Origin of the sequence: Kineosporia sp. NBRC 101677, from assembly GCF_030269265.1 — a bacterium.
GTDB lineage: Bacteria > Actinomycetota > Actinomycetes > Actinomycetales > Kineosporiaceae > Kineosporia > Kineosporia rhizophila.
Window position 1 is genome coordinate 188,986 of sequence record NZ_BSTA01000012.1, and the last position, 26,488, is coordinate 215,473.

The 26,488-nt window shown below is 71.4% G+C and carries 28 protein-coding genes; 19 read left to right on the top strand and 9 right to left on the bottom strand.

Features of this window, described 5'->3' with window-relative positions; all coding sequences use genetic code 11:
• Positions 1-140 precede the first annotated feature (140 nt).
• A complete protein-coding gene (locus tag QSK18_RS29420; RefSeq protein WP_285625833.1) occupies positions 141-425 on the top strand; it encodes a hypothetical protein in 285 nt (94 codons plus the stop codon).
• Positions 426-435: 10 nt separating this feature from the next.
• Here QSK18_RS29420 and QSK18_RS29425 read toward each other — a convergent pair whose 3' ends face one another.
• Positions 436-1,152, bottom strand: coding sequence for a GntR family transcriptional regulator (locus QSK18_RS29425; RefSeq protein ID WP_232812150.1), 717 nt, complete (start codon positions 1,150-1,152; stop codon positions 436-438).
• 121 nt (positions 1,153-1,273) lie between these two features.
• Here QSK18_RS29425 and manD point away from each other — a divergent pair, with 121 nt between their 5' ends.
• On the top strand, positions 1,274-2,482 hold the full coding sequence (gene manD / locus QSK18_RS29430; RefSeq protein WP_285625836.1) for a D-mannonate dehydratase ManD: 1,209 nt from the start codon (positions 1,274-1,276) through the stop codon (positions 2,480-2,482).
• On the top strand, positions 2,479-3,936 hold the full coding sequence (locus QSK18_RS29435; RefSeq protein WP_285625840.1) for a mannitol dehydrogenase family protein: 1,458 nt from the start codon (positions 2,479-2,481) through the stop codon (positions 3,934-3,936). The genes manD and QSK18_RS29435 overlap by 4 nt, the downstream gene beginning before the upstream one ends.
• Before the next feature lie 3 nt (positions 3,937-3,939).
• Here QSK18_RS29435 and QSK18_RS29440 read toward each other — a convergent pair whose 3' ends face one another.
• Positions 3,940-4,809: a hypothetical protein gene (locus QSK18_RS29440; protein ID WP_285625843.1), complete on the bottom strand. Its 870-nt coding sequence runs from the start codon at positions 4,807-4,809 to the stop codon at positions 3,940-3,942.
• A 231-nt stretch (positions 4,810-5,040) separates the two neighbouring features.
• On the opposite strand from QSK18_RS29440, the gene QSK18_RS29445 reads away from it, so the two are divergent.
• The 5 genes from QSK18_RS29445 (at position 5,041) to QSK18_RS29465 (ending at position 10,401) form a co-directional block, all read left to right on the top strand.
• The gene (locus QSK18_RS29445; RefSeq protein WP_232812147.1) at positions 5,041-6,417 is read left to right on the top strand and encodes an MFS transporter; all 1,377 of its coding nucleotides are present in this window, start codon (positions 5,041-5,043) and stop codon (positions 6,415-6,417) included.
• Entirely contained in the window at positions 6,414-7,451 is a 1,038-nt protein-coding gene (locus QSK18_RS29450; RefSeq protein WP_232812146.1) for an L-idonate 5-dehydrogenase, read from the top strand. Before QSK18_RS29445 ends, QSK18_RS29450 begins: the two co-directional genes overlap by 4 nt.
• A gap of 89 nt (positions 7,452-7,540) precedes the next feature.
• Positions 7,541-8,524, top strand: coding sequence for a sugar kinase (locus QSK18_RS29455; RefSeq protein ID WP_285625848.1), 984 nt, complete (start codon positions 7,541-7,543; stop codon positions 8,522-8,524).
• A 38-nt stretch (positions 8,525-8,562) separates the two neighbouring features.
• On the top strand, positions 8,563-9,192 hold the full coding sequence (eda, locus tag QSK18_RS29460; RefSeq protein WP_285625851.1) for a bifunctional 4-hydroxy-2-oxoglutarate aldolase/2-dehydro-3-deoxy-phosphogluconate aldolase: 630 nt from the start codon (positions 8,563-8,565) through the stop codon (positions 9,190-9,192).
• 63 nt (positions 9,193-9,255) lie between these two features.
• The gene (locus QSK18_RS29465; protein ID WP_232812143.1) at positions 9,256-10,401 is read left to right on the top strand and encodes an acyl-CoA dehydrogenase family protein; all 1,146 of its coding nucleotides are present in this window, start codon (positions 9,256-9,258) and stop codon (positions 10,399-10,401) included.
• Positions 10,402-10,543: 142 nt separating this feature from the next.
• Here QSK18_RS29465 and QSK18_RS29470 read toward each other — a convergent pair whose 3' ends face one another.
• On the bottom strand, positions 10,544-11,587 hold the full coding sequence (locus tag QSK18_RS29470; RefSeq protein WP_232812142.1) for a zinc-dependent alcohol dehydrogenase: 1,044 nt from the start codon (positions 11,585-11,587) through the stop codon (positions 10,544-10,546).
• 78 nt (positions 11,588-11,665) lie between these two features.
• A complete protein-coding gene (locus QSK18_RS29475) occupies positions 11,666-11,920 on the bottom strand; it encodes a hypothetical protein (RefSeq protein ID WP_232812141.1) in 255 nt (84 codons plus the stop codon).
• 158 nt (positions 11,921-12,078) lie between these two features.
• Here QSK18_RS29475 and QSK18_RS29480 point away from each other — a divergent pair, with 158 nt between their 5' ends.
• From QSK18_RS29480 to QSK18_RS29490, 3 genes are all read left to right on the top strand, one after another.
• Positions 12,079-13,347 (top strand): sensor histidine kinase, encoded by a 1,269-nt coding sequence (locus QSK18_RS29480; RefSeq protein WP_285625857.1) that lies wholly within the window; start codon positions 12,079-12,081, stop codon positions 13,345-13,347.
• The gene (locus QSK18_RS29485; protein ID WP_232812139.1) at positions 13,335-13,991 is read left to right on the top strand and encodes a response regulator transcription factor; all 657 of its coding nucleotides are present in this window, start codon (positions 13,335-13,337) and stop codon (positions 13,989-13,991) included. Before QSK18_RS29480 ends, QSK18_RS29485 begins: the two co-directional genes overlap by 13 nt.
• A gap of 248 nt (positions 13,992-14,239) precedes the next feature.
• Complete coding sequence (locus QSK18_RS29490; protein WP_285625860.1) at positions 14,240-15,130, top strand: tetratricopeptide repeat protein; 891 nt, start codon at positions 14,240-14,242, stop codon at positions 15,128-15,130.
• 6 nt (positions 15,131-15,136) lie between these two features.
• On the opposite strand, the gene QSK18_RS29495 is transcribed toward QSK18_RS29490, so the two are convergent.
• Positions 15,137-15,577 carry a hypothetical protein gene (locus QSK18_RS29495; protein ID WP_285625863.1) on the bottom strand — a complete coding sequence of 147 codons (441 nt, stop codon included), beginning with the start codon at positions 15,575-15,577 and terminating at the stop codon, positions 15,137-15,139.
• Between the two features lie 134 nt (positions 15,578-15,711).
• On the opposite strand from QSK18_RS29495, the gene QSK18_RS29500 reads away from it, so the two are divergent.
• The 4 genes from QSK18_RS29500 (at position 15,712) to QSK18_RS29515 (ending at position 20,584) form a co-directional block, all read left to right on the top strand.
• On the top strand, positions 15,712-16,419 hold the full coding sequence (locus tag QSK18_RS29500; protein WP_285625866.1) for a GOLPH3/VPS74 family protein: 708 nt from the start codon (positions 15,712-15,714) through the stop codon (positions 16,417-16,419).
• A 270-nt stretch (positions 16,420-16,689) separates the two neighbouring features.
• A complete protein-coding gene (locus tag QSK18_RS29505) occupies positions 16,690-18,246 on the top strand; it encodes an N-acyl-D-amino-acid deacylase family protein (protein WP_285625868.1) in 1,557 nt (518 codons plus the stop codon).
• Positions 18,243-19,550, top strand: coding sequence for an alanine racemase (locus QSK18_RS29510; RefSeq protein WP_285625871.1), 1,308 nt, complete (start codon positions 18,243-18,245; stop codon positions 19,548-19,550). Before QSK18_RS29505 ends, QSK18_RS29510 begins: the two co-directional genes overlap by 4 nt.
• A gap of 62 nt (positions 19,551-19,612) precedes the next feature.
• Entirely contained in the window at positions 19,613-20,584 is a 972-nt protein-coding gene (locus tag QSK18_RS29515) for a serine hydrolase domain-containing protein (protein WP_285625874.1), read from the top strand.
• Here QSK18_RS29515 and QSK18_RS29520 read toward each other — a convergent pair.
• Positions 20,568-21,113 (bottom strand): TetR/AcrR family transcriptional regulator, encoded by a 546-nt coding sequence (locus QSK18_RS29520; protein ID WP_232812132.1) that lies wholly within the window; start codon positions 21,111-21,113, stop codon positions 20,568-20,570. The two genes, QSK18_RS29515 and QSK18_RS29520, sit on opposite strands and share 17 nt — an antisense overlap.
• Positions 21,114-21,219: 106 nt before the next feature.
• Between QSK18_RS29520 and QSK18_RS29525 the strand changes: the two genes are divergently transcribed.
• Positions 21,220-21,612 (top strand): VOC family protein, encoded by a 393-nt coding sequence (locus QSK18_RS29525; protein WP_285625879.1) that lies wholly within the window; start codon positions 21,220-21,222, stop codon positions 21,610-21,612.
• Here QSK18_RS29525 and QSK18_RS29530 read toward each other — a convergent pair.
• Positions 21,602-21,937 carry an antibiotic biosynthesis monooxygenase family protein gene (locus tag QSK18_RS29530; protein WP_232812130.1) on the bottom strand — a complete coding sequence of 112 codons (336 nt, stop codon included), beginning with the start codon at positions 21,935-21,937 and terminating at the stop codon, positions 21,602-21,604. The genes QSK18_RS29525 and QSK18_RS29530 overlap by 11 nt on opposite strands.
• A 127-nt stretch (positions 21,938-22,064) precedes the next feature.
• Between QSK18_RS29530 and QSK18_RS29535 the strand changes: the two genes are divergently transcribed.
• The gene (locus QSK18_RS29535) at positions 22,065-23,285 is read left to right on the top strand and encodes a hypothetical protein (protein ID WP_285625884.1); all 1,221 of its coding nucleotides are present in this window, start codon (positions 22,065-22,067) and stop codon (positions 23,283-23,285) included.
• On the opposite strand, the gene QSK18_RS29540 is transcribed toward QSK18_RS29535, so the two are convergent.
• Both QSK18_RS29540 and QSK18_RS29545 read right to left on the bottom strand, forming a co-directional pair.
• Positions 23,273-23,833 (bottom strand): TetR/AcrR family transcriptional regulator, encoded by a 561-nt coding sequence (locus QSK18_RS29540; protein ID WP_232812128.1) that lies wholly within the window; start codon positions 23,831-23,833, stop codon positions 23,273-23,275. The genes QSK18_RS29535 and QSK18_RS29540 overlap by 13 nt on opposite strands.
• Entirely contained in the window at positions 23,833-24,414 is a 582-nt protein-coding gene (locus tag QSK18_RS29545; RefSeq protein ID WP_269810440.1) for a sugar O-acetyltransferase, read from the bottom strand. Before QSK18_RS29545 ends, QSK18_RS29540 begins: the two co-directional genes overlap by 1 nt.
• A 47-nt stretch (positions 24,415-24,461) precedes the next feature.
• Here QSK18_RS29545 and QSK18_RS29550 point away from each other — a divergent pair, with 47 nt between their 5' ends.
• Both QSK18_RS29550 and QSK18_RS29555 read left to right on the top strand, forming a co-directional pair.
• Positions 24,462-25,721, top strand: a complete 1,260-nt coding sequence (locus QSK18_RS29550) for an MFS transporter (protein ID WP_285625892.1) — start codon at positions 24,462-24,464, stop codon at positions 25,719-25,721.
• A 12-nt stretch (positions 25,722-25,733) separates the two neighbouring features.
• Positions 25,734-26,486 (top strand): maleylpyruvate isomerase family mycothiol-dependent enzyme, encoded by a 753-nt coding sequence (locus tag QSK18_RS29555; protein ID WP_285625896.1) that lies wholly within the window; start codon positions 25,734-25,736, stop codon positions 26,484-26,486.
• The last annotated feature ends 2 nt before the right edge of the window (positions 26,487-26,488 follow it).

Genomic DNA, 26,488 nt, shown 5'->3' on the forward strand with positions numbered 1-26,488 from the left:
ACGGCAATCCCATGTCCAGCCCTGGCGGGGTGTGAGCGTTGCCCGAGCGGTGTGAGTGTGGCGCACTGTTCGCGTCCGGTCTTGAGTGGTGTCCGCAGTGCTACGCGCCTCACCACCGAACTGCGCCGCAGTCGGAGTCGGTGTCCGGGCGAGAGTCTCACCTGGACAGCGAGGAGCCGTTCACCTCGGCTGCGGCGGCGGCCCGGCTGGCCCGCGAGCGCAGCCGGGCGGGCACCGGTAAGTGGGACGCCACCACGGTGACCTTCGGCCTGGCCGGGCGGGTGGTGGGCACGGTGCTGATGACCCTGCCCCTGCTGATCTTCCTGAAGGGGTTCTTCCCGTTCGGGTTCGTCGGCGTGGTGTCCTGGATGGTGGTGTTCCCGCGCGGCATCCGGGAGTTGTGGCGGCGGGCGGACCGTCTGTAGTCCCAGGTTCCTAGTTGTTCCAGACCGCCACGCTGCGGCGCACCGGAACGGCGTCGGGGTCGGTGGCGAACAGTTCGGGGGAGCGGCGGCGCACGCGCTCGACGTCTTCGAACACCGCGCGCAGGTGGTGGCGCAGGGTGGTGCGGGCGGCCTCGGTGTTGCCCGAGAGCACTGCCTCCAGCACGTCTGCGTGCTGGTCGATGAACGGCTTGGGGGAGCCCACCTCGTCGAGGCCGAGGCGGCGGGCGCGGTCGAGGTGGCCCTTGGCCGAGGCCACGGTGGACCAGGAGTTGCCGTGCCCGCTCAGGCGCAGCAGCAGGTGGTGGAACTCCTCGTCGAGCCGGAAGAACTCCTCCCGCTCGATGCCCGCGGCCTGCTGACGGCCCAGGTTCTCGCGCAGCAGGGCGACCAATTCGGCGTCGGGCTCGTCCGGAACATCTTCCAGGGCGGCCAGTTCCACTGCCTCGCGCAGGAACTGGGCGTCGGCCACGCGGGCCGCGTCGACCCGGGAGACGAAGGTGCCGACCTTGGGGAAGACCTGCACCAGGCCCTCTTCGGACAGCAGGATCATGCTCTCGCGCACCGGTGTGCGGGAGATCCCCATCTCGGTGGCCAGGTCGTTCTCCGACAGGGCGGTGCCGGGGGGCAGTTCCAGCCCCAGGATGCGCCGTCGCAGCGACTCGTAGACGGCCTGCCGGCTACTGCCGCCGGCTTTGCGGGGGGACATGAGCGCCATCGTAGTGGACCCCCTTCGGCCCGGACCGGCGGTGCGATGCTGGTAAACAAGTGCTTGTATACTAATGCCAGGTGCATGGCAGTCCCGCTCGGCCGCCGAAGGAGATGGTTCAGTGAGCACGATCGAACGCGCAGAGGTCTTCGTGGCCTCTCCCGGCCGCAACTTCGTCACCCTGCGGATCACCACGTCCGACGGCGTGACGGGTCTGGGCGACGCCACCCTCAACGGACGCGAACTGGCCGTGGCCAGCTACCTGCGCGACCACGTCGTCCCTCTGCTCATCGGCCGTGACCCCGCCCGCATCGAGGACATCTGGCAGTTCCTCTACCGAGGGGCCTACTGGCGCCGGGGCCCGGTGACGATGACCGCGATCGCCGCAGTCGACGTGGCCCTGTGGGACATCAAGGGCAGGGTCGCCGGGCTGCCGGTGTACCAACTGCTGGGCGGTCGCTCGCGCGATGCGGTGATGGTCTACGCGCACGCCTCCGGCACCGACGTGCCCTCCCTGCTCGACGACGTGGCCAAGTTCCGCGACCTGGGCTACCAGGCCATCCGGGCCCAGACCGGGGTCCCGGGCCTGGGTGGCAGCTACGGCGTGCGCAAGGGCGAGGTGTACGAGCCGGCCAACAGCAACCTCCCCGACGAGCAGCCCTGGTCGACCGAGGCCTATCTCGACTTCGCGCCCACCTACCTGCGGGCCGTGCGGGAGAAGTTCGGTTCCGCCTTCCACCTGCTGCACGACGTGCACCACCGGCTCACCCCGATCGAGGCCGCCCGCTTCGGCAAGAGCGTCGAGGACCTGCGCCTGTTCTGGATGGAGGACCCGACCCCGGCCGAGAACCAGGAGGCGTTCCGGCTGATCCGGCAGCACACCACCACCCCGATCGCGACCGGTGAGATCCTGAACTCGATCTGGGACGTCAAGGACCTGATCACCGAGCAGCTGATCGACTACGTGCGCACGACGGTGGTCCACGCGGGCGGGATCACGCACCTGCGGCGCATTTTCGACCTGGCCGCGCTGTACCAGGTGCGCACCGGCTCGCACGGAGCCACCGACCTGTCGCCGATCTCCCTTGCTGCGGCAGTGCATGTGGACCTCACCGTTCCGAACTTCGGCATCCAGGAGTACATGCCGCACGTGGAGCAGACCATGCAGGTGTTCCGCACCAACGTCACGCTCGAGAACGGCATGCTGGACCTGTCCGACGAGCCTGGTCTGGGCGTGGAGTACGACGAGAAGGCCGCCGAGCGCTACCCCTACGACCCGAAGTACCTGCCCGTGGCCCGCCGTCTCGACGGGTCGGTGCACGACTGGTGAGCCCGCACCTCGGACACCGCACCCTGGAGGCGCTCGCCGCGGAGAGCCGTCCTCTGCTTGATCCCCGTGAACTAGCACCGCGGGTGGTGCATTTCGGGCTCGGAGCCTTCCATCGCGCGCACCAGGCCGTCTACACCGAGGCGGCCTCGGCGGCCACCGGCGAGGCGATCGGGATCGTGGCGGTGGCGCCCCGCGATGCCTCGGTGGTGCAACGAGCCCGGCGGCAGGACCACCTGTTCTCGGTCACGACCCGCTCGCCGGAGGGCTCCGGTCCGCGGGTGGTTGCGGCCCTGTCCGGCGCCCTGCATCTGCGGGACGATGCGGTGCAGGTGGATTCGCTGATCAGCTCGGCCGAGGTCAGCACGGTCACGCTGACTGTCACCGAGAAGGGCTATCACCGCGATCCGGCGACGGGGCGGCTGGATCTGGCCGATCCGCGGATCGTGGCCGACCTGGCGCTGAGCAGCCAGGCGGACGCTGCGGTTCAGACGGTTGTGGGTCGCCTCGCGCTGTCGCTGGCGAACCGCCTGAGGACGTCGGGCGCGCCGATCGATGTCGTCTCCTGTGACAATCTGGATGGCAACGGTGCTGTGCTGGCCTCTGTCGTGCGGGATTTCGTGACCGCGGCCGACTGGGCCGACAGCGACAAGGTGCTCGCCTGGCTGGAGCATTCGGTCGGCTTCCCGGCCACGGTGGTCGATCGCATCGTGCCCGCCACCACCCAGGCCGATCTGGACGAGGTGGCCGCCCGGCTCGGTGTGCGCGACGAACTGGCCGTGTCGGGGGAGCCCTACACACAGTGGGTGCTGCAGAACGACTTCCGTGCGGCCCGGCCCGCCTGGGAACACGGCGGAGCCCAGCTCGTCGACGACGTGGCGCCCTACCAGCTGACCAAGCTGCGGCTGCTCAACGGTGCTCATTCCGGCCTGGCCTACCTGGGCCTGGCCGCCGGCTGCCGCACCATCGCCGACGTGCTCGCCACCCCCTGGGGCGCGAAATTCGTTCGGGGATACGCGGCCGACGTAGCCGCAGCCCTGCCCGCCGGTGGTCCGGACCCGGTGCGGTACGCCGAAAGCCTGGTGGCCCGCTTCGAGAACCCGGCCATCCATCACGAACTGCGCCAGATCGGTTCCGACGGCTCACTCAAGCTTCCCCAGCGGTGGTTCACCGTGCTGCGCGAACAACGGGGAACCACCGCCGGGGAACACCAGACCCTCGCCCTGGCCGCGTGGGCCAATGCAACCCGACCCGACCCGTCCTCTGGTGGTCAGCTCTTCGGCACCACCGACCCGGCCGCACCTGCGCTGGCCGACTGCTGGAAAGCGTCTTCAGTCGGTGTGGTTTCGCGTTTGCTGACCGTGCTCGGTGCCGAGGACCTGGCCGAGGACAGCGCGCTGACCGGTTCCGTCGAGGCCCTGTTGCCGGCGTTCGGAGCCGGGGCCGTACTCTTGTGAGAGCTAGTGTTTCAGGATCTCGGTGAACTGGTCATGGGTGATGTAGTTGGCCTGGGCGTGCGGCTCGCCTGAGCGTGCCGCGGCCCGGTTGGTCACCCTGGCCTTCACCTTGCCGGTCAGGATGTCCTGGACGTGCCGGTCGCCGATCTTCCAGATGCCGGGAATCGGCGAGAGCTGAGTGGCGGCGACCATCATCAGGGAACGCCGGTCCGAGACCAGGTTCCACAGTTGTGTGCCCTTGCCCGGGCCGGCGGCCAGGGTGATCTTCTCCTCGGCGGCCAGGGAGTCGAGGCACTGGTCGATCACGGCCTGCCCCAGAGCCAGCTTCTCGGCGGCCTGGATGCGGCGCGGAATCCAGCCCGGGGTCTGGTCTTTGGCGGCCGTCCGGTAGCCGTTCAGCAGAGCGTCCAGGCGTGCCGAGGTCAAGTCGACCGCCTTCTGCACCACCGAGGTCTCGGGATTGCGCCAGCCGCTGCGAGTGCGCTTCCGGGCCGCCTCGAGGTCGGCGAGCTTCGTTTCGATGTCGGCCAGTACCGCGTTCAGTGGTGAGCCCACCCCCGCTTTCGGGGCAGCGGCCGCCGTGCGGGCCAGAGGTTCGTAGAAGGACAGCGCGAAGGCGGTGCCGAAGGGGGCGCGCAGATCCATGAAGTCGGCCAGTTCCTTCGTGGGCCACTGCTGGCCCTGCTGGGAGGCGGCCAGTCGGTCGGGGAACTCGTACTCCTGCCAGTAGCGGTCTGGTCCGAAGATCTTCGTGGTGTAGGCCCGCTCGGCCTCCCGGCGCAGGTCGCTCTCGGTATGCCGTTCACCGACAACGTTCAGTCGGTCCTTCAGAATGGCCGGGGGCCGGGTGGGGACTGCAGCGTCGACGGACATCGGAACTCCCGTGGTCGGAGGGAATCGCGGCTCATCGCGTCCGGTGATCTTGGTGCGCGGACAGCCGCCAGCCTAAAAGGATCTTGGACGGTGTGAGCGTTATGGCCGGGTTTGTGAGCCGAAGGGGCAGGCGGGTCCTTCCGTGGACTTGATCTGCGCGACAGTGCTTGTATATTTCAGCTAGCACACAAGGACCCGACGAGGGATCCGGTCGATGCAAGGGAGCAATCGATGAGCACAGAGGCCTCGGCCGTCAACGACGCGCCGCCGCCCGGCTCCACGCCGGCCAGGTCCACGAAGGACCTGTCGAAGGCCGCCGTCTCCGGCTGGCTCGGCACCGCGATGGAGTTCATGGACTTCCAGCTGTACTCGCTGGCGGCCGCCATCGTCTTCAACGAGATCTTCTTCCCCGACGTCAGTCCCGCGATCGGCCTGCTGGCCGCGATGGCGACCTACGGCGTGGGCTACGTGGCCCGCCTGGCCGGTGCCGTCTACTTCGGGCGGATGGGCGACCGGCTGGGCCGCAAGCGGGTCCTGTTCATCACCATCGCGATGATGGGCGTCTCGACCACCCTGATCGGCGCGCTCCCGACCTACGCGCAGATCGGCCTGTTCGCCCCGGCCCTGCTGGTGGTGCTGCGGCTGGTGCAGGGCTTCGGGGCCGGCGCCGAGATCGCGGGCGCCACGGTCATGCTCGTGGAGTACGCGCCGAAGGGCCGCCGGGGCCTGATCTCCTCGCTGATCGCGCTCGGCACCAACTCGGGAACACTGGTGGCGACCGGCATCTGGGCCCTGCTGCTGGCCACCCTGAGCGACGAGCAGCTGCACAGCTGGGGCTGGCGCATCCCGTTCCTGGCCAGCTTCGTGCTGCTGGTGCTGGCGCTCTGGATCCGCCGGAACGTCAAGGAGAGCCCGGTCTTCGAGGCCCGCGACGACGTGGTCGACGGCAAGGCGCTGGAGCGGGCCGAAATCAGGGAGAGCAAGCTCGAGGCGGGCCTGAAGGCCAGCAAGGGCAAGGCGTTCTTCCTCGCCCTGGGCCTGCGGATCGGCCAGGCGGGCAACTCCGGCCTGATCCAGACCTTCCTGGTCGGTTACATCGGCACCACCCTGGGCCTGGACAAGTCGCTGGCCACCGACTCGCTGCTGATCGGCTCGGTCGTCGGGTTCGCCACCGTGCCGGTGGTCGGCCTGCTCAGCGACCGCTTCGGCCGCCGGGTGATGTACATGGCGATCAGCCTGGTCTCGATGCTGCTGGCCTTCCCGATGCTCCTGCTGGTCACCGGCGGCAGCACCCCGGGCCTGGTGATCGGCATGATCCTCGGCTACAACGTGGCCGTCCTGGGCCTGTTCGCGCTCGAGAACGTGACCATGTCCGAGCTGCTCGGCGGTCGCAACCGGTTCACCCAGGTCGGCCTGGCCAAGGAACTGGGCGGCATCGCCACCGTGGCGGCCGGCCCGGTGATCGCGGCCGGCCTGACCGCCGCCTTCGACAGCTGGTGGCCGATCGCCGCCATGCTCATCGCCTACTCGTTCATCGCCCTGGTCACCGCCTATCTGATGCCCGAGGTGGCCGACCGGGACCTGTCCGCCCTGGAGGACGCCGCGTGAGAGCCGCCGTGGTGCACGGTCCGCACGACCTGAGGATCGACGAGCTGCCCGACCCGGTCCCGGGCGAGGGCGAGGTACTGATCGCCGTGGAGTGGGGCGGCATCTGCGGCTCGGACACCTCCTACTACCGGCACGGCGCCTCCGGCACCGCCCGGCTGAGGCACCCGCTGGTGCTGGGCCACGAGATCGCCGGGCGGATCGCCGGTCTCGGCCCGGGCGTGCAGGGGCTGCACCACGGGTTGGAGGAGGGGCAGGCGGTCACCGTGCACCCGGCGACCCTGGTGGGTGACGGTGTCCTGCCCGAGCGACTGGCCGGCCGCACCAACCTGTACACGCCCAGCCGCTACTTCGGTTCGGCCGCGTTCGACCCGCACACCGACGGCGGGTTCAGCCAGTTCCGCGTCGCCCGGGCCGACCAGATCCGGCTGCTGCCGGACGAGGTCACCACCGAGCACGGCGCGCTGGCCGAGCCGCTGGGCGTGGCCTTCCACGCGGTCGGCCGGGCCGGGCGGCTGCAGGGCAAGCGAGTGCTGGTCAACGGCGCCGGGCCGATCGGCTCCCTGGTGGTGGCGGCCGCGAAGTACTGCGGGGCGGATGCGATCGTGGCCTCCGACGTCAGCGACAGCGCCCTGCACATCGCCAAGCAGATGGGGGCCGACGAGACGGTGAACGTGGCCGCCGGCGGCCGGCTGCCCGAAGACGTGGAGATCGTCTTCGAGGCGTCCGGCTCACCCCGCGCCCTGGGACCGGTGCTGCGGGCCACCGCCCGCGGCGGCACGCTCGTGCAGGTCGGCAATCTGCCCGGCGCCGAGGTCCAGGCCGTCCTGGGCGACCTGGTCACCCGCGAGATCACCTGGATCGGCTCGTACCGGTTCGTCGACGAGATCACCGACGCGGTCGAGGCGATGCGCGACGGTCTCGACGTGTCGCCGCTGATCACCCACACCTTCGCCCTGGAGGAGGCGGCCACGGCGATGGCGGTGGCCCTCGACCCGGACAGCGGCAGCAGCAAGGTGATGCTGCGGATCGGCTGACCCATCGGCCGGCACACCTTGATACCCGGAGGTAACGGCTGGTACTGCTTCAGCACTGACCCACACGTTCGACGAAGACGGATGGTGACATGGCACTGCAGGGCAACGGCGTGGTGACGATCGGCGAGACGATGGCGCTGCTGTCACCGGTACCGGCGCCGAGACTGCGCGACGGCGCCGCCATGACCCTCGGGCTGGGCGGGGCGGAGTCGAACGTGGCGATCGCCCTGGCCCGGCTGGGCTGCCCGGCCACCTGGATCAGCCGGGTCGGCGACGACGACTTCGGCACCCTGGTGGTGCGCGAACTGCGGGCCGAGGGCGTCACCGTGCACGCCGAGCGCGATGCCGCCCACCCCACCGGGCTGATGGTCAAGGAGGCCCGGGGCGCCCGCACCACCCGGGTGCGCTACTACCGCGCCGGCAGCGCCGCCGCCCAGTTGAGCGCCGCCTACGTGCAGCAGTTCTCCGACGTCATCGCCGCCTCGGCGGTGCTGCACGTCACCGGCATCACCCCCGCCCTCGGCCCTGACCCCCGGCAGGCCGTGCTCAAGGCGGTCGGGATCGCCCGCGAGAACAACACGCTGGTCACCTTCGACGTCAACCACCGGGCCACCCTGTGGAGCGACGAACAGGCCCGCGAAGCCCTGGTGGAGCTGGCCCGGCAGGCCGATCTGACCTTCGCCGGCCCCGAAGAGGCCGCCCTGCTGCTGGGCGCCGCACCGGAACCGGTGGAGTCGTTCGAGGCGGGGGAGAAACTGGCCCGCTCACTGGCCGAGGCCGTCGGTGGTGACGTGGTGCTCAAGCTCGGGCACCTCGGCGCCATCGCCCTGTTCGAGGATGCGGCCCACCACGGCCCCACCACCCCGGTCGTGGTCACCGACGCGGTCGGGGCGGGCGACGCCTTCGTCGGCGGCTACTTGGCCGCCCTGCTGGACGACGGCGAACCGCTCGCCTGCCTGACCCTGGCCAACCGGCTGGGGGGCGCGGTCTGTCAGGCGCCCGGTGACTGGGAGGCGCTGCCCACTCGAGCCGAACTCGACGCACTCAACGCCAGCACCGACGTCCTTCGTTGATGCTGCAGTTGACCCACGAAACCGAGGAGCCCCCGAACGTGACCGCCCCCCTGCTGCCCAACCACCTCGTCGTGCCGGTCGTCGTCATCGACGACGCGGACCAGGCCGTACCTCTGGGCAAGGCCCTGCTCGCCGGAGGGATCGCGGTGATGGAGGTGACGCTGCGCACCGAGGCCGGGCTGGAGGGCATCCGCCGTCTGGCCGAGCTCGAAGGAATGACGGTCGGCGCCGGGTCGGTGCTTACCCCGGCCCAGGTCGACGAGGTGGTCGAGGCCAGCGCCACCTTCGTGGTCAGCCCCGGCATCAGCCCCGACGTGGTCCGCCGGGCCCAGGAACTGGACGTGCCCGCGCTACCCGGCATCTCCAGCTCCACCGATCTGATGTCGGCGGTCGCGCTCGGCCTGCGCGAGGTCAAGTTCTTCCCCGCCGGACTGCTCGGCGGCCCCAAGATGATCAAGGCTCTGTCGGCGCCGTTCGGCGGCATCACGTTCATGCCCTCCGGCGGGGTCACCCTGGACAACCTGGGGGAGTACCTGGCCCTGCCCTGCGTGCCCGCCATCAGCGGCACCTGGATGGTGGAGAAGTCACTGGTGAACGCCGGCCGCTGGGACGAGATCACCCGGCTGGCGGCCGAGGCCACGGCCGCCGCCCAGGCAGCGACGGTCTAAGACCGCCGTCTCAACTGTCCGGCAGGCCTGACCAAATCGGGATATCTGGTCTAGCCTGCCGGGATGAGGCGTAGCGTCTACGACGACGACCACGTGGCCTTCCGCGACTCGGTGCGCCAGTTCCTGCGCCGCGAAGTGCTTCCCCACGTCGAGGACCATGCCCGCGACCACGAGTTCGGCCGCGAGATGTGGCTGGCCGCGGGCAAACAGGGCCTCCTCGGCCTGGAGGTCCCCGAGCAGTACGGCGGTTCCCAGGCCGAGGACTACCGGTTCAACGCCGTGCTCACCGAGGAACTGGCCGCCGTCAACCTGGCCCTGGCCTCCAGCCTGAGCATCCACTTCGACGTGGTCACGGGCTATCTCACCGCCCTCACCACCCCCGAGCAGCAGGAACGCTGGCTGCCCGGCATCGCCTCGGGCGAGAGCATCGCGGCGATCGCGATGACCGAGCCCTCGGCCGGCTCGGACCTCGCCGCTCTGAAGACGTCGGCGGTCAGGGACGGCGAGAACTGGCGCCTGAACGGGGCCAAGACGTTCATCACCAACGGCTATTCGGCCGACATCGTGGTCGTGGCCGCCCGCACCACCCCCGGGGCCGGGGCCCGGGGCATCTCCCTGTTCGTGGTCGAGCGCTCGCGGGAGGGCTTCTCCCGGGGCCGCCGCCTGGACAAGGTCGGCATGCCCGAGGCCGACACCGCCGAACTGGTCTTCGACGACGTGCTGCTGCCGGCCGAGAACCTGATCGGCGAGCTCGACCAGGGTTTCAAGCACATGATGGTCAAGCTGCCGCGCGAACGGATCAGCGGGGCGGTGGCCAACCTGGCCCACGCCCGCGCCATCCTCGACGAGACCCTGGTCTACGTGAAGGACCGGCAGGCCTTCGGGCAGCCGGTGGGCTCGTTCCAGCACAACAAGTTCCTGCTCGCCGACCTGGTCACCCGGGCCGAGGTGACCCAGGCCTACGTGGACGACTGCGTGCGGGCGCACACCGCCGGCGAGCTCAGCGCGGTCGACGCGGCCAAGGCGAAGTGGTGGACGGCCGACGTCCAGGGCCAGATCCTGGACGCCTGCCTGCAGCTGCACGGCGGCTACGGCTACATGAACGAGTACCGGGTGGCCCGGGCCTGGAAAGACGCTCGCGTGACCCGCATCTGGGCCGGCTCGAACGAGATCATGAAGGAGATCATCGGCCGCGACCTGGGCCTGTGAAGCGCTGCAGGTAGACGCTGGGCGGAACGCCGAACCGGGCCACGAAGGCGCGCCGTAACGTCTCCGGGCTGCCGATGCCCACCTGCTGGGCGGTGACGGTCACCGAGTGCCCGGCCTGCAGCGCCTGGCCCGAGTGAGCTGCTCAGCGCTGCGGGTCGACGAGGACCTTGGCGTGCGTGGTGCGGCCGGAGTCCAGTTCGTCGAGCATGGCCGCCAGCTCGCTCAGACCGATGGTGCCGGTGTGCAGGTCGGCCACCCGCACCGAGCCGTCGGCGATGGCCCGCTGGGCGCCGAGGAAGTCGTCGCGGGTGTAGGCGAGTGAGCCGATCACGGTGAGCTCGCGGATCTGCCAGTCGCCGTAGCTGACGGTGGAGTCGGTCATCGGGAAGCCGAGCAGGGAGAGGGTGCCGCCACGCCGGACGAGTTCGGCGGAGGGCTGCAGAAGGGCGGCCACGCCGGTGCATTCGTACAGGACGTCGGCGCCCAGGCCGCTGGTGATCTCGAGGATGTGGGCCTTGGCCGCCTCGCCCGGGGCCAGGACGTCGGTGAAGCCGAGCCGGGTGGCGGCTTCGCGGCGCTGTTCGTTGGGCTCGATCACCACCAGGTGACCGGCGCCGGCGTGACGGGCGTGCTGGGCCGCGAGCAGGCCGATCGGCCCGGCGCCCTGCACCACCACGACGGCGCCCAGGGGCTGGCGGGTGCGGCGTACGGCGTGGAAGGTGACGGCGGTGGGTTCGACCAGCGCGGCCTCCACGTCGCTGAGGCCCTCCAGCACCGGCATGACCCGGCGGGCGGAGACCACCAGCGACTGGGCGAAGGCCCCGTGCTGCGGGGCTCCGGGGGCCACGCCGTTGGCCTCGGCGAAGGCCAGGTCGCAGTGGCCCGGGTGACCGGCCTGGCACTGTGCGCAAACCCCGCACGCCGCACCGACACTGGCGATCACGCGGGTGCCTTCCGGCAGGCCCTCGACGTCGTCGGCGGTGGCCGCGACCACACCCGTCCATTCGTGCCCGAAAACGGCGGCCGGGATCTGGCCCCCGCTGGTGTAGTTGTGCGTGTCGGTCGCGCAGATACCGCAGTAGGTGATGTTCACCCGGACCATGCCCGCAGGCAGGGCCGAGGGCACTGCCTCCTGCTCGACGGTGAGGCTGGAAACGCCGTTGACCTTGGCATACGTGGTAGTCACGAATTCAACTTTAGGACGCCGGTGAGCGGCTCGCGCGCTCGGGTCACCAGATAGCCTACAGGTGTAGGATAAACCGGACTATTCGGCCGGGCGAATGATCGGCAGGACCACCGGCCGGGGTGAGCGCTTCTGGGCGAGCCTGCGGAAAAGGCCTTCCAGATGCCGGGCCGAGTAATTCACGGCGGCCACTTCCGGCCGCCGTTCGGGAATTGCCTTTGGGTATTCCTGCTCTATGTAAGCCCGGAGCAGGTGCCAGCTTTCGCGGCTGGAGGCCATGGCGGCCAGGTGTGCCGGAAGTGGGCCCTGGCTGGGCCCCGGCGCATTCTTGTTCATGATCTGTGATCCCCCCGTTCTGTTCCTGAGTGTGGCCCGTGAAGCTTCAAGATCGTGCGGAAACGGCGAACAAAGACTGGTCACCATTTCGGGGGGGCAGGTCAGGTCAGGGTGAGCCGGGATGTGGCACTTTCCGGTGGTCCGTATACGGTCGCGCCGTGGCGCAGAGGCGAGACCGATGGCAGGACATCCGGACCGGGCTGGTCGAGGCCTCCGGCCGGGCCGTGGCCGCGCTCGAGCAGTTGGCCGGGGGGATGAGCACGGCCGCGCTGGCCCTCTCGGCCGCCTTCCTGGTGCTGATCACGCTGATGCTCTGCGTGGTCGGCATCGGCTTCCTGATGGTGCCGACCGTCCTGGGGATCGTGCACAGTGTCGCCGGCCGTGAGCGGGCCCGGCTGACCCGCTGGGGCGAGCCGGTGCTGGGGCCGGCCGAGCCGGTGGTGAAACTGGCGGCTGTGCTGCGGGATCCGACCACCCGAAGGGAACTGCTGTGGCTGCCCGTGCACGGGGTGTTCGGGCTGGCCCTGGGCTTCTTCGGGGTGCTGCTGCCGGTGCTGGCCTTCCGGGACGCCACCTTCCCGCTCTGGTACCCGTTCATCCCGCCGGAATACGCCACCGCCTCGATCGGGGTGTGGACGGTGCATGGCGGGCTGCAGGTCTTCGTCGTGTTCATGATGGGCGTGGGCTGGACGGCGATCCTGCTCGGCCTCAGCCCCGGGATCGCCCGCCTGCAGGGTTGGCCCGGGCGCAGGTTGCTGGCCCCGCCGCCGGGCACTGATCTGTCGGGCCGCATCGCCGAGCTCACCTCGTCCCGCGCGGCCGCGCTGGACGCGCACGCCACCGAGCTGCGCCGGATCGAGCGGTCGCTGCACGACGGCACCCAGAACCGGATGGTCGCGGTGACGATGCTGCTGGGCGCGGCCCGGCGGGCGCTGGCCCGCGAGAACGCCGACCCGGCCGTGGTGGACCAGGTCCTCGCCCAGGCCCAGGACGCCGCCGAGGACGCGCTGAAGGAGCTGCGCGGGGTGGTGCGCAGCATCCTGCCCCCGGTGATCGAGGACCGGGGCCTGGCGGGCGCCCTGTCGGGTCTGGCCGCGAACTGCGCGGTGCCGACCACCCTGGACGTCGCGGTGCCCGGCCGCTGCGCCGCATCGGTCGAGGCCACAGCGTATTTCGTGGTCGCCGAGGCACTGACCAACGTGGCCCGGCACTCGGGGGCCGCCTCGGCCGCTGTTAGGCTGCGCCGCCGGCAGAAGCGGCTGATCATCGAGATCGAGGACGACGGTCACGGGGGCGCCGACGAGAGCGCCGGTTCCGGGCTGGTGGGCCTACGGCGCCGGGTCGGGGCGCACGACGGCACCGTGACGCTGAGCAGCCCGGCCGGTGGACCGACGATGCTGAAAGTGGAGTTGCCGTGCGGATCGTGATCGCCGAGGACGACGCGCTGCTGCGCGAGGGACTGGCCTCGCTGCTGCGCGCCGAGGGGCTGGACGTGGTGGCCACGGCGCCCGGGCCCGAGGCGTTCCTGGAGGTGGTGGACGAGCAGCGACCGGACGTGGCGATCGTCGACGTGCGGATGCCGCCCACCCACACCGACGAGGGCATCGTGGCGGCGGTCGAGGCCCGGCGCCGGCACCCGGAACTGGCGGTGCTGGTGCTCTCGGCCTACGTCGAGCAGTCCTTCGCCACCGACCTCCTGGCCGGTGGTGCGCACCGGCTGGGCTACCTGCTGAAGGAGCGGGTGGGCCGGGTGGAGGAGTTCCTCCAGGCGCTGAACCGGGTGGCCGAGGGCGGCACCGCGATCGACCCGGAGGTGGTGGCCCAGCTGATGACCCGCTCGCGGCCCGACCCGGGCATGGAACGCCTGAGCCCGCGTGAGCGCGACGTGCTCGCCCTGATGGCCGAAGGGCTGGGAAACACCGCCATCTCGGAGAAACTGGTGGTCACCGAGGGCGCCGTGCACAAGCACATCCGCAGCATCTTCGCCAAGCTCGACCTGGCCCCGACCGACCACACCGACCGGCGCGTGGTCGCCGTCCTCAAGTACCTCGAGGACGGCGAGCGGCGGTAGGGACTCAGCACGACCGGACGAGTGCGGTGAGCGTGGTGGTCAGGCCCACGCCGGCGATGGTCAGGGTGACGATCAGGGCCACGAGACCTGCCCGTCGGGTAGGCATCCCGGAGTCCTCCTGCTGTTCACGGTGGTTTGTCGCACTGTTCGGCGGCCGGCTCCAGCATCCCGGGCGGCGGCCGCTGACTCGATCCCGCAAACACCACTCACCGGGTACAGCAGGCACTACCTGATGGTTGACTGTGTGGATGGGAGACACCGCGGAGATCCTTCGCCTGCACACCACTGCGGCCTCGACCCTCCCACGCGCGGTCGGCGTGCTGTTGCTGGACGTGTGGGACGCGGGCGACGAACGGGCGCTCAGCGCGCGGGTGCTGGTCGAGGTGCACGAGCCCGGCCTGCCCGCCCATCCGCGGGTCGTGCTGCGCGGCAACGGGGTGGCCTTCGCCATGTTCCTGCGGCAGGACGGCGCCCGGGTGCGTTCCCTGGCGGCGCGGGCGGTCGCGCTCACCGAGCAGGCGGTCGGGCCCGAGCACCCCTACGCCGCCACCCAGCTCGGCCACCTGGCCGTGGCCCTGGCCCGGGTGAACGAGTGGCAGCAGGCCGCCGACCTGCTCGAGCGGGCGCTCGGGGTGACGGTGGCCGCGGTCGGCCGCGACGACCTGCGGGTGGCCCGGCACCTGAACAACCTGGGCCTGGTGCGGCTGCGCCTGGGCGAGACCGAGGCCGGGCTGGCGATGCTGGAGCGGGCCCGTTCGGTGGCCGAGCAGGAAGGCTCGGCCGGTCCCGAACTGGCGGCGGTGTTCAGCAATCTGGCCAAGGCCCGGCTGCTCGGCGGTGACCACGAGGGCGCCCGGCAGCCGTTGTCGAAGGCGACGCAACTGGCCGAGCGGGTCGACCGCGTGCGCCGGCCCGAGTCGGCCGCCTACACCAACAACCTCGCGGTCATGCTGGCCGCCCACCTCGGTCTGCCGGTGGCGGCGCGGCCTCTGGCCCGGCAGGCCCTCACGCTGGGTGAGAGCAGCGGGCACGGGGTGATCGACACCTACCTGCGCAATCTGGCCGCAGTGATGCGCAGCCTGGGCGAGGAGGAGACGGCCCGTGACCTGGAAGCCCGCGCGGTGCGGCTGATCTCGTAGCTGATCTCACAGCCGCCGGAACTGGCTCCCCGCGGCCAGGCGCCGCTCCAGCAGTTCGCGCAGCGACATCGACTCGCCGTCGCGCGCGCCCCGGCCCACCGCCAGCGGCGGCGCCGAGGGGGCGATCCGGGCCCCGCGCAGCCGCTCGGCCAGTCCGCCGGGGGGGACCAGCACGTAGAACTGCCCGTCCTCGCTGATCCCGAGCGAACCGCTGGGCTGCAGGTACCAGCCGCTCAGGCCGGTGCGGAAGGTGGCCGAACCGTTGTAGGCCCGGGCCCGCAGGGGCCCGGCCGGCAGGCCCAGTTCCCGCGCCCGCACCAGGAAGTCCGCCACCAGGGCCTGGGCCTGCAGTTCCTCCGCCGCCTCGGCGCGCTGCCGGGCCCGTTCGTGTGCCTCGAAGGCCTCACGGCGGCGGGCCGGCCAGTCAGCGTCGTCCTGGTGCTCCATGCCTTCACCGTACGACGGGGCGGTGCGCCCCCTACGGTGGCCTGCGGGCATCGGTGTTTGACTGTGCCGCAGGGGCATGGTCTGCACTGACGTCTGCACTGACCGAACTGCTGACCGACATCGCTGGAGGACGGATGACCGAGTACACGCCGCAGGAGACGCTCCTGGTCGAGGACCTGATGCTGCTCCTGCTCAGCGACGAGAAGGGCAGCGTGCCCTCCGAGCACGTCCTGAACTACATCCTGGGCGGCGCCCTGCTGGTCGAGCTGACGCTGCTGGACCGGGCCGGTCAGGACGACAAGAAGAGCGTGTTCAGCGGGCGCAAGATCCTCGCGGGGGGCGACGGGCCGCTGCCCGACCCGCTGCTGCAGGAGGCGTTCGACGTGGTCGCCGAGAAGCCCCGGGCCTCGATGACGGTGCTGGAGCGGCTGGGCCGGGGCACCCAGAAGAAGGTGGTGGCGCGCCTGGTCGAGCGTGGCATGGTGCGGGAGGAGAAGAAGAAGATGCTCGGGCTGATCCCGCGCACCGTGCATCCGGCCGCCGACGGCACGCACGAGACGGCGGTGCGGCGGGACGTGCGCGCGGTGCTGGCCGACGGTGCCGAGCCCGACATGCGCACCGCTGCACTGATCGCGCTGCTGTCGGGCAGCGACACGCTCAAGCCGGCGCTGAAGGACATGGACCCGCCGCTGCCGTGGTCGTCAGAGGTGAAGAAGCGGGGCAAGGAGATCCAGGAGGGCGACTGGGGCGCGAAGGCGGTCAACGACGCCGTACGGACCATCACCGCCGCCATTGCCTCGGGGGCGGCCGCCGCGGCCGCGGGAGCGGCCGTCACCTCGTAGGCCCTGGATGCACTGGGGGCACGACGATCGTGCCCCCAGGGTGACCTGTAGCACCTTCTGGCACCGGGGCCTCTCCCGACCACCGCATCCGGAAAGGTCCCTCTGGCGTGCAGCGACGTGGTGGTGTTGACTCGCAAACGGGCGTAGATCGTCCATTGCTGGAAATCGCCCGTGTTCGCCCGGTGTCGCGCGGCGGGTGAGCCGGCAGTTCGTGGCGGTGCGTCAGGTGTGCCGGCGGGCGTTCGGCGTTGTTCGGCAGGGAGGTGCGCCGTGGTGCTGGATGTGCTGCTGGCCGGTGGTGAGATCGCCGACGGGTCGGGTGCCGAGCCGCGCCGTGCCGATGTGGGCATCAAGGACGGCACGATCGCGCTGATCGGGGCGGGTGACGGGGTCGAGGCCGTTCGCACGGTCGACGTGCGCGGCCGGCTGCTCCTGCCCGGACTGGTCGATGCGCACAGCCACGCGGAAGGGCTGATCGGCTCACCGGAACTGGAGCTCGCCTGCCTGAGGCAGGGAGTGACCACGGTGGTGCTCGGGCAGGACGGCGTGTCGGTCGCCCCCAGCTCGGCCGCCGCGGCGCCGGAGCTGTCGCGCTACTTCGCCGCGGTCAACGGGCCCTTCCCGGAGCCGCTGGCCGCTGGCGCCACGGTGGCGCAGTTGCTGGAGTACTACGACCGGCGCAGCGCCCTCAACGTGGCCTACCTGGCCCCGGCCGGCACGGTGCGGGCGTCGGTGGCCGGGTTCGGGGCCGGCCCGGCCGATCCGGCCCCGCAGGCCGCCCTGCTCGAGCACGCCCTCGACGAGGGCGCGGTGGGCCTGTCGACCGGCCTGGAGTACGTGCCCGGCGGGTATGCCGGGCCGGACGAGCTCTCGGCCCTGCTGAAGGTGGTCAGCCGGGCCGGGGGTGTGCACGTCTCGCACATCCGCGGCTACGAGCAGGATGCGCCGCGGGGGATGGCCGAGTTCCTGGCGCTGGCCGCCGAATCCGGTGTGCGAGCTCACGTCTCGCACTTCCACGGTCCGGCCGACCTGCTGCTGCCCGAGGTCTCGCGGGCGCACCGGATGGGGGTCGACCTGACCTACGACACCTACCCCTACCGGCGTGGCAACACTCTGCTGGCCATGCTCGCGCTGCCCAGATCCCTGCAGGACGCGGCCCCTTCGCAGACCCTGGCCCGGCTGGCCGACGCGAGCGTACGAGAGTCGCTGCGGCAGGAGTGGTTCCCGGCTCTGGCCGAGCTCTTCACCCGGGTCACGCTCTCCTCGGTGCCCGCCGCCCCGTGGGCCGAGGGGCTGACCGTGCCCGAGGCCGCCGCCCGGGCCGGGCAGACGCCGGGCGACCTGGTCTGCGACCTGATCCTGGCCAGCGACCTGGCCGTCGCCTGCGTGGTGCAGCAGCCCGCCGCCAACACTCCGCAGGACATCCGCGATCTGCTGAAACAGCCCGAGCACATGGGTAGTTCGGACGGGATCCTGGTCGGCGGCCACCCGCACCCGCGCGGTCGGGGGGCGTTCGCCCGGATGCTCGCCCGGCACACCCGCGACCTGGGCGACTGGACCTGGGGCCAGGCGGCCGTGCACCTGTCGAGCCGGGCCTGCGAACGCTTCGGTCTGGCCGGGCGCGGGCGGCTGGAAGAGGGCTACGCGGCCGACGTCGCCGTGCTGGAGGTGCCGGCGCTGGCCGACCGGGCCACCTACGCCGAACCGCTACGGCTGGCCGAGGGCGTCGAGCTGGTGCTGGTGAACGGACAGATCGTGCTCGAGAAGGGGCAGCTGACGGGCGGCCGGTGCGGCCGGGCCCTGCGGCGAGGGGAGAAGGTGCGATGAACGGTGGGGCGGATGTGAACGGCATGCGGGCCAAGGCCCGGCACGAACTGGCCGGCCTGCGCGTCGGCGTCACCGAGAAGGGCTGGGGCGCGCTGGTCTCGCGCGGCACGGTCACCGCCCAGCGGCTGCGGGAGAGCCCGGTGCCGCTGCACGAGGGCGACTTCACCTTCCCGCTGGCGGTGATCGACCGCGCGGCCCTGCTGCACAACATCGGGGCGATGGCGAGCTGGTGCTCCGAGCACGGCATGCAGATCGCCCCGCACGGCAAGACCTACATGTCGCCCGAGATCGCCCACCACCAGCTGGCCAACGGCGCGTGGGCGATCACCGTGGCCGGGGTGTCGCAGCTGCAGGCCTACCACGCCTACGGGGTGCACCGGTTCGTGGTGGCCAACCAGCTGGCCGACCGGGCCGGGATCACCTGGCTCTCGCGCCGTCTGATGGCCGAGCCCGAACTGCGGGTCTACGTGAACGTCGACTCCGCCGAGGGCGTCGCGTTCCTCGCCGACGAGCTGGTGCACGCCGGGGCCCGCCGCGCCCTCGACGTGCTGGTCGAGCTGGGCCACCCGGGCGGGCGCACCGGAGCCCGCTCACCCGACGAGGCCCGGGCCGTGGCCGTGGCGGTGGCGGCCCGCCCGGAACTGCACCTGGCCGGAGTCAGCGGCTACGAGGGCACTCTGGGCCACCACGGCACCGCCGAGGAGAACGAGCGGGTGGCCACCTGGTGCCGGGAGCTGGCCGAGCTGGGCGCCGACCTCTTCTCCGCCGGGCTGCTCGCCCCCTCGTACGTGGTCTCGGCCGGGGGCAGCGCCTTCCCCGACGTGGTGGCGCTGACCCTGATGACGGCCGCGGTCGAGGGCGACCCGGTGATCGTCCTGCGCAGCGGTGCCTACGCCATCCACGACGACGGCTACTACGCCTCCGTCACGCCGCAGCAGCGCGCCGCCGACGGCCCGCCGCTGCGTCCGGCCCTCTCGATCTGGGCCCCGGTGCTCTCGCGCCCAGAACCCGGGCTCGCGCTGTTGCTGCTGGGCCGTCGGGACGCGGGATTCGACGAGGGCCTGCCCATCCCGCGTGAGATCCGCCACCGGGACGGGCGCCGCACCCCGGCCTCCGGCCTCACCGTCACCGCTCTCAACGACCAGCACGCCTTCCTCGACCTGCCGCCCGACACCGAGCTGGCGCCCGGAGACCTGGTACACGTGGGCATTTCCCACCCCTGCACCACCCTGGACAAGTGGCGGGTGATCCCGGTGCTCGACGAGGAGGAGTTCGTGGTGGACCTGGTGCACACCTTCTTCTGAGTGTCGCGGGCTGGTCCCGACGTCGTGGACAGCGGGCCGCCGGGCCAGCCAGGATTGCGCTCGTGAGCGACGTTTGGGGGGACGCTGCGCTGGCTGGGCAGGCGCAGCGCATGCTGGGTAAGAAACATCCGGTGGCCGCGGTGGCGTCGGTGAACCGCGACGGCGTGGTGACTGCCGGGTGGGGCGCGCCGGCCGAGGCCGACTTCGAGATCGGCTCGATCAGCAAGGGCGTCACCGGGCTGCTCTACCGCGACGCGGTGGAGCGAGGGGTGCTGCGCGGCGACACCCGCATCGGTGAACTGCTGCCGGTGCGGGCGGGCTGCCCGGTGGCCGGGGTCGAGCTGGAGGCCGTCTCCAAACACCGCTCCGGCATCCCCAGCATTCCGTCGGCCCGCTCGCCCTACCGCCGCTCGCTGCGGTTCTGGTGGAACGGCACCAACCCCTACGGCGACACCGTGGCCGAGATGATCGAGCAGGCGGGCGCGGTCGAACTGCGCAACCCCCGGCCCCGCTACTCCAACTTCGCCTTCGAGCTGCTCGGCCACGCGGTGGCTGCGGCTCAGGACTCCACCTATCCCGAGCTGGTGCAGGAGCGGATCGCCGGCCCGCTGGGGCTGAAGTCGTGGTATCTGCCCGCCACCGAGGCCGACCTGCGCCCGGGCTCGCTCACCGGTCGCACCCGCGGCGGCCGCCCTCGGCCGGCCTGGCCGGGGCAGGCCCTGGCCCCGGCGGGCGGGGTGCGTTCCAGCATCGGCGACCTGGCCGAGCTGACCCGGGCGCTGCTGGAGGAACGGGTGGCCGGGCTGTCGGCGCTCGACCCGGTGGCCCGGTTCGTGGGCGGCGTGCGGATCGGCGCCGCCTGGATCACCCTCGAGCACAAGGACCGGGCGATCACCTGGCACAACGGGGGCACTGGCGGATTCCGGACCTGGCTGGGGATGGACCGCGAGGCCGGCTGCGGGGTGGTGGTGCTCTCGGCCACCGCCGCCTCGGTCGACCAGGCCGGCTTCCGGCTGCTCAGCGAGCGGAACTGAACCGCAGCCCGTCGATCAGCAACCGCACCATCCGCCGGGTGTGCTCCTCGTCGCCGGCCAGCGACAGGTTGGCCACCGCCCGCAGCAGGTCGACCGGCTCCACGGCGCCGGCCCGGATCTGGCCGGTGGCCTCGGCGGCCTCCAGCAGCGAGTGCACCACCGGGCCGAAGTTGGCCTCGAAGTAGCGCGGCAGGGGCTCGTAGGCCGGGTCGCCGGAGTGCAGGGCCGCGGCCAGGCCGCCCTTGGTCGCGATGAAGCCGGTGAAACGCATGAGCCACTGCAGCAGCGCCTCGATCGGCTCGTGCTCGGCGCTCAGCCGCGGGGCCTCGGCCGCGGCCGCGTCGACCTCGCTCTTGAACACGGCGGTGATCAGGTCCGAGCGCTGCGGGAAGTGCCGGTACAGGGTGCCGACCCCGACCCCGGCCCGGGCCGCGATCTCGCGCACCGGGGCGTCCACACCGGACTCGGCGAACACCGCCTTGGCGGCCTCGAGCAACTGCCCGACGTTGCGCTGGGCGTCGGCGCGCATGCGGTACTCCTGCCACGATCGTTACTGGAGGGTTGTTCCGCTTCACAGCGTAGGGCCTCGGTAAAGCAGACGACGAACCCGGCCACGACCTGGTAGGCAGGGGCCCATGACTTCTCGAGTGCAGCACACCACGTTCGACTGTGCCGACGTCTGGGCGGTGGCCACGTTCTGGCGGGAGCTCACCGGTTACGGCGACGACCCGGCCGACCCGAACGAGCCGGGCGACACCGAACTCCTCCTGGTCCCGCCGGGCGGCGGGCCGGGCCTGCTGTTCGCCTCGGTGCCCGAGGGCAAGACCGTGAAGAACCGGCTGCACATGTGCATGACACCGCTGGAGCGCACCCGCGACGAGGAGGTGGCGCACCTGCTCACGGTGGGCGCGACGGTGGTGTCCGACCAGCGCACCGAGGACGGTGCGGGCTGGGTGGTGATGGGCGACCCGGAGGGCAACGAGTTCTGCGTGCTGCGCAGCGACGCCGAGCGCGGCCTCAGCGCATGAGGATGTCGCTGAGCACGCCGGGGCCCTGCAGGTCGAGGCTCGGGCGCTCGACGAACACGTCGATCAGCAGCGGCCGGGTCAGGTAGGGGCGCACCGGCGCCCAGGCCTGGTCGAAACCGTCCGAGGCGACGAAGTCGCCCAGCTCCTCGGCGGTCTCCCAGAACACCTGGATCTGGTACTGCGAGGGCTGGTCGGCGCCCTGGGCCACGTCGAAGCGGCGGAAGCCGGGGGCGGCGAAGGCCCGTCGGCGCACGTCGAGCAACGCGGTCTCGAAGGCGGTCTGGCGCCCGGGCACGACCGCCACCTGAACCTGCTGGATCAGCATCTGGTCAGGCTAGAGGAATCCGGGCCGCGCGGCGCCCGGTGAAACGCCCGATACAGCAGCAGTGAATCGCCGGTTCCTGCTCGCCGATCGCCTATGGTTGTCGGTGGTGGTCAGTACTCTCGGCGGCATGGTGAACGAGGGGGACGTTCCAGGTGCGGGGCTGCCGGCTGAGCTTTCGGCCGGAGTGCTGAAGTGGCTGATCGACTCCGACCCGGCGCTGCGCTGGCAGGTCGAGCGGGACCTGGCCGACGAGCCGCCCGAGGTCTGGCAGGCCACCCGGGCGCGGGTGGCCCGGGAGGGATTCGGGGCCAGGCTGATCTCGCTGCAGGATCCAGACGGCCAGTGGGCGGGCGGGGCCTACTTCCCGAAAGAGCCGACGGGGGTGGGGGAGCCAGCGTCGGTGGGAGAAGCAGAGTCAGCGTCGGTGAAAGAGCGGGCGTCGGCGGGAGAAGCAGAGCCAGCGTCGGTGGGAGATCCGACGGCGGCGGGAGAAGCAGTGGCGGCGGGAGATCTGGTCCGGCCGGCGGAGCTGGAGCCGACCGGGGAGCTGGAGCCGACTGAAGAGCTGGAGCCGACTGAAGAGCTGGGGCCGCCGGAAGAGGGGCAGCCCTGGACGGCCACCACCTGGTCGCTGAACACCCTGCGCGAGTGGGGTGCCGACGCCGCGGCCCTGGCCGGCACCGCCGAGAAGCTGGCCGCGGGCTGCCGCTGGGAGTACGACGACCTGCCGTACTGGGACGGCGAGGTCGACTGTTGCATCAACGCCTTCACCCTCGCCAACGGGGCCTGGCTGGATGCGGAGGTGGGCGGCATCGCGCGATGGCTCGTCGAGCACCAGATGGTCGAGGGCGGCTGGAACTGCATGTGGGTGGAAGGCTCCAACCGCGCTTCGTTCCACTCCACGCTCAACGTGCTCAAGGGCATCCTGTCCTACGAGCAGGCCACAGGCGCAGGCTCAGCCGAGCTGCGGGCCGCTCGCCGGGCCGGCGAAGAGTACCTGCTGAAACGGCGCCTGCTGTACCGGCTCTCGACCGGTGAGTCGCCAGGTCCCTGGGTCGGGCATTTCACTTACCCGTTCCGCTGGTTCTACAGCGCACTGAACGCTGCGGATTACTTCCGGGAGGCCGCCCTGCACGACGGCGTCCCGCCCGACCCGCGCATCGCCGAGGCGGTCGAGCTGATCCGGCAGGCCCGCCAACCCGACGGCACCTGGCTGCAGGCCGAACCTTTCCAGGGGCAGGTCTGGTTCGACGTCGACGTTCCCGAGGGCGAGCCGTCCAAGTGGCTCACGCTCTCGGGCACCCGGGTCCTGCGCTGGTGGGAGTCAGAGCAGGTTCAGGCGTCCTGAGGTGGTGGGGCGGGGCGGGTGATCCGGGCGACCGCCTCGACCACCGCGGCCGTGTCGTGCGGCTCGGTGTCCAGGGCGCGGTGCAGGGTGAGTCCCTCGTTCAGCGCGTCCAGCAGGCGGGCGGTCAGCGGGTCGAAGTGGCGTTCCAGAGCAGCCCGGCTGCGCGCCATCCAGGCGTTGGTGATGGTGCGGAAGGCCGGTTCCCGGGCCGCCAGCGTGTACAGCTCCTGGGTCAGCACCAGCTCCCTCTGGTTCTGCAGCGTGTCCTGGGTGATCAGCTCCACCGCAGCCCGCCGGGCTCCCTCCAGGTCCGGCACCGTCGCCATCCGGGCCTCGAATCGGTTGCTGATCTCCTGGGCGAACCGGGTGAAGGCCTCGCGCAGCAGTTCGTCCATGCCCGCGAAGTGGTACGTCATCGAGCCCAGGGGCACGTCGGCGGCGGCCGCCACCCGGCGGTGCGACGTGCCCGCCACCCCCGACTCCGCAATCACGTCCAGGCAGGCGTCGATGATCCGGTCCCTCCGCTCAGGGTCGAAGCGCCGGGCCATCAGACGGAACGCACCACCCGGGCCGGATTCCCGACCGCCACCACGTTCGCCGGGATGTCGCGCGTCACCACCGCTCCGGCGCCGATCACCGAGTTGTCGCCGATCGTCACCCCGGGGCAGACGATCACCCCGCCGCCCAGCCAGACGTTGTCGCCGATCGTGATCGGCCGGGCCGCCTCCAGCTTGTCCCGGCGCGGCCGGGGCTCCACCGGGTGGGTGGGCGTGAGCAACTGGACGTTGGGGCCGATCTGGCAGTCCTCACCGATCCGGATCTCGGCCACGTCCAGCGCGGTCAGGTTCATGTTGACGAACGTGCGCGCACCCACGTGCAGGTTCTCGCCGTAGTCGACGAACAGCGGCGGGCGGATCGCCGCGCCCTCGCCGACCGTGCCCAGCACGTCGGCCAGGGTCTGCCGGGCGGCCTCGTCCTCGCCCCGCACCGACTGCAGCCGGTACTCCTCCAGCAGCAGCTGGGCGCGACGGTAGATCCGCTCGCTCTCCGGGTCGTCGGCGATGTACAGGTCCCCGGCCAGCATGCGCTCGCGGTTGGTCCGCGGGTCACCGGCGAAGTAGTCGGTCATGCGTACGACTGTACCCAACTACTGGGCGGGTGTGTACAGTCGTACGCATGACCTCCGGTTCGCACGTCCGGGCAGAGACACCGCAGGCGCCCGGGGCGCCCGAGCGTCGGGCCCGGGTCGCCGTGGCGGCGCTGTTCTTCACCAACGGCGCCCTTTTCGCCAACCTGATTCCCCGCTACCCGCAGATCAAGGCCGATCTGGGGATGAGCAACGCGGTCTACGGCCTCTCGGTCGCCGCCTTCCCGATGGGTGCCCTGGTGGCCGGCACCGCGGCCGGGGTGGCGGTCCGCCGGCTGGGCTCGGCCCGGGCCGCGGTGCTCAGCACACTCCTGACCGCTGTCGGGGTGCTGGTCGCCGGTCTGTCCCCGACGGCCGTCCTCTTCGCCCTGGCCCTGTTCGCGGCCGGCGGCTTCGACGCCATCACCGACGTGGCCCAGAACGCCCACGGGCTGCGGGTGCAGCGCCGCTACGGGCGCTCGATCATCAACTCCTTCCACGCCACCTGGTCGATCGGCGCGGTCACGGGTGGCGCGATGGCGGCCGGGGCCCTGGCCGTGGGGTTGCCCATCGGCCTCCATCTGGCGCTGTCGGGGGTCCTTTTCGCCGTGGTCTCGCTGGTGGCCCTGCGCTACTGCCTGCCCGGCCCGGACGTGGAGCCGGCCGTCGCCGAGGCAGCACCTGCGGGCCGGGCCGGGAGCGCCCTGAGGACCCGCACCCTTTTGATCGTGGCCGCGCTGGTCCTGGTCGCCACGGCCGGCACGCTGGTGGAAGACGCGGGGAACTCCTGGGCCGCGGTGTATCTCACGGCCGATCTGGGCACGCCGGAGGCTCTGGCGGCCTCGGGCTACATCGCCATGGTGGGGGCCCAGTTCTTCGGCCGAACCATCGGCGACCGTCTGGTCGACCGGTTCGGCCAGCGCACGATCGCCCGGGCCGGGGGACTGCTGGTGGCCGCCGGGATGGGCCTGGCCCTGGCCGTACCCAACGTGCCGATGACCATCCTGGGTTTCGCCGCGGCCGGTCTGGGCGTGGCCACGCTGGTGCCCGCCGCGATGCACGAGGCCGACGAACTGCCGGGCCTGAAGCCCGGTACCGGGCTCACCCTGGTCTCCTGGCTGATGCGGATGGGGTTCCTGCTGTCGCCGCCGGTGGTCGGGTCGATCGCCGACGCCACCAGCCTGCGGGTGGGCCTGCTGGTGGTGCCGCTGGCCGGGCTCGTGGTGGTGCTGGCGGCCGGGGTGCTGACCCAGCGACCCGCCCCGGCGGTGAAGGACGAAAATGGTTCGCCGGTCCTCGAAGCCCGGTGATAGACAGCCCCGATGGAGTTTCACGAGCTACTGCGGCGCATCGACGAGCGGTCGACCGTCCTGCGCACCACGGTCGCCGCCGCGCCCAGCCTCGACGTGCAGGTGCCCACCTGCCCCGAGTGGACGCTTCTCGATCTGGCCCGGCACATCGGCGTGGGGCGGCGTTCCTGGGCCGCCACCGTCGCCGCCGGGCCCGATGCCCCGGCCAAGATCACGGTGGAAGATGCCCCACCGGGTGAGCGCGAGGCTCTGACGGCCTGGCTGGCCGCATCGACCCAGGAACTCCTGAACGCACTGCGGGAAGCCGGCCCGGATCGCGGGTGCTGGACGTGGTGGAGGCGGTCGCAGTCGCCGCGCACCTGCGCAGCCGTGGCCCGCCACCAGCTGCAGGAGATCGCCGTGCACACCTACGACGCCCAGCTCGCTGTGGGTTCCGCGCAGCCTCTACCGCCGGAGGTGGCCCTCGACGGCGTCGAGGAGTTCCTGTTCACCTGCTGCGCAACCACAGCCGCCTGGCCGCACGAGAGCGCAGTCGTCGATCATCACGCCACGGAAGGCCGCTCCTGGCGTCTGTGGCTCTCCGCCGACGGCGCGCGGATCGCCCGCTTCACGCCCGCCACCGACGAGGAGCCGGACGTCAGCGTCCGGGGCACGGCCAGCGACCTGGTCCTGCTCTTCTACGGCCGCGTTCCGCTGGATGACCTGAAGGTGGAGGGCGACCGGCAGGTCTACGAGCGGCTGATCGACTGGGACCCGGGCGTGTAGAA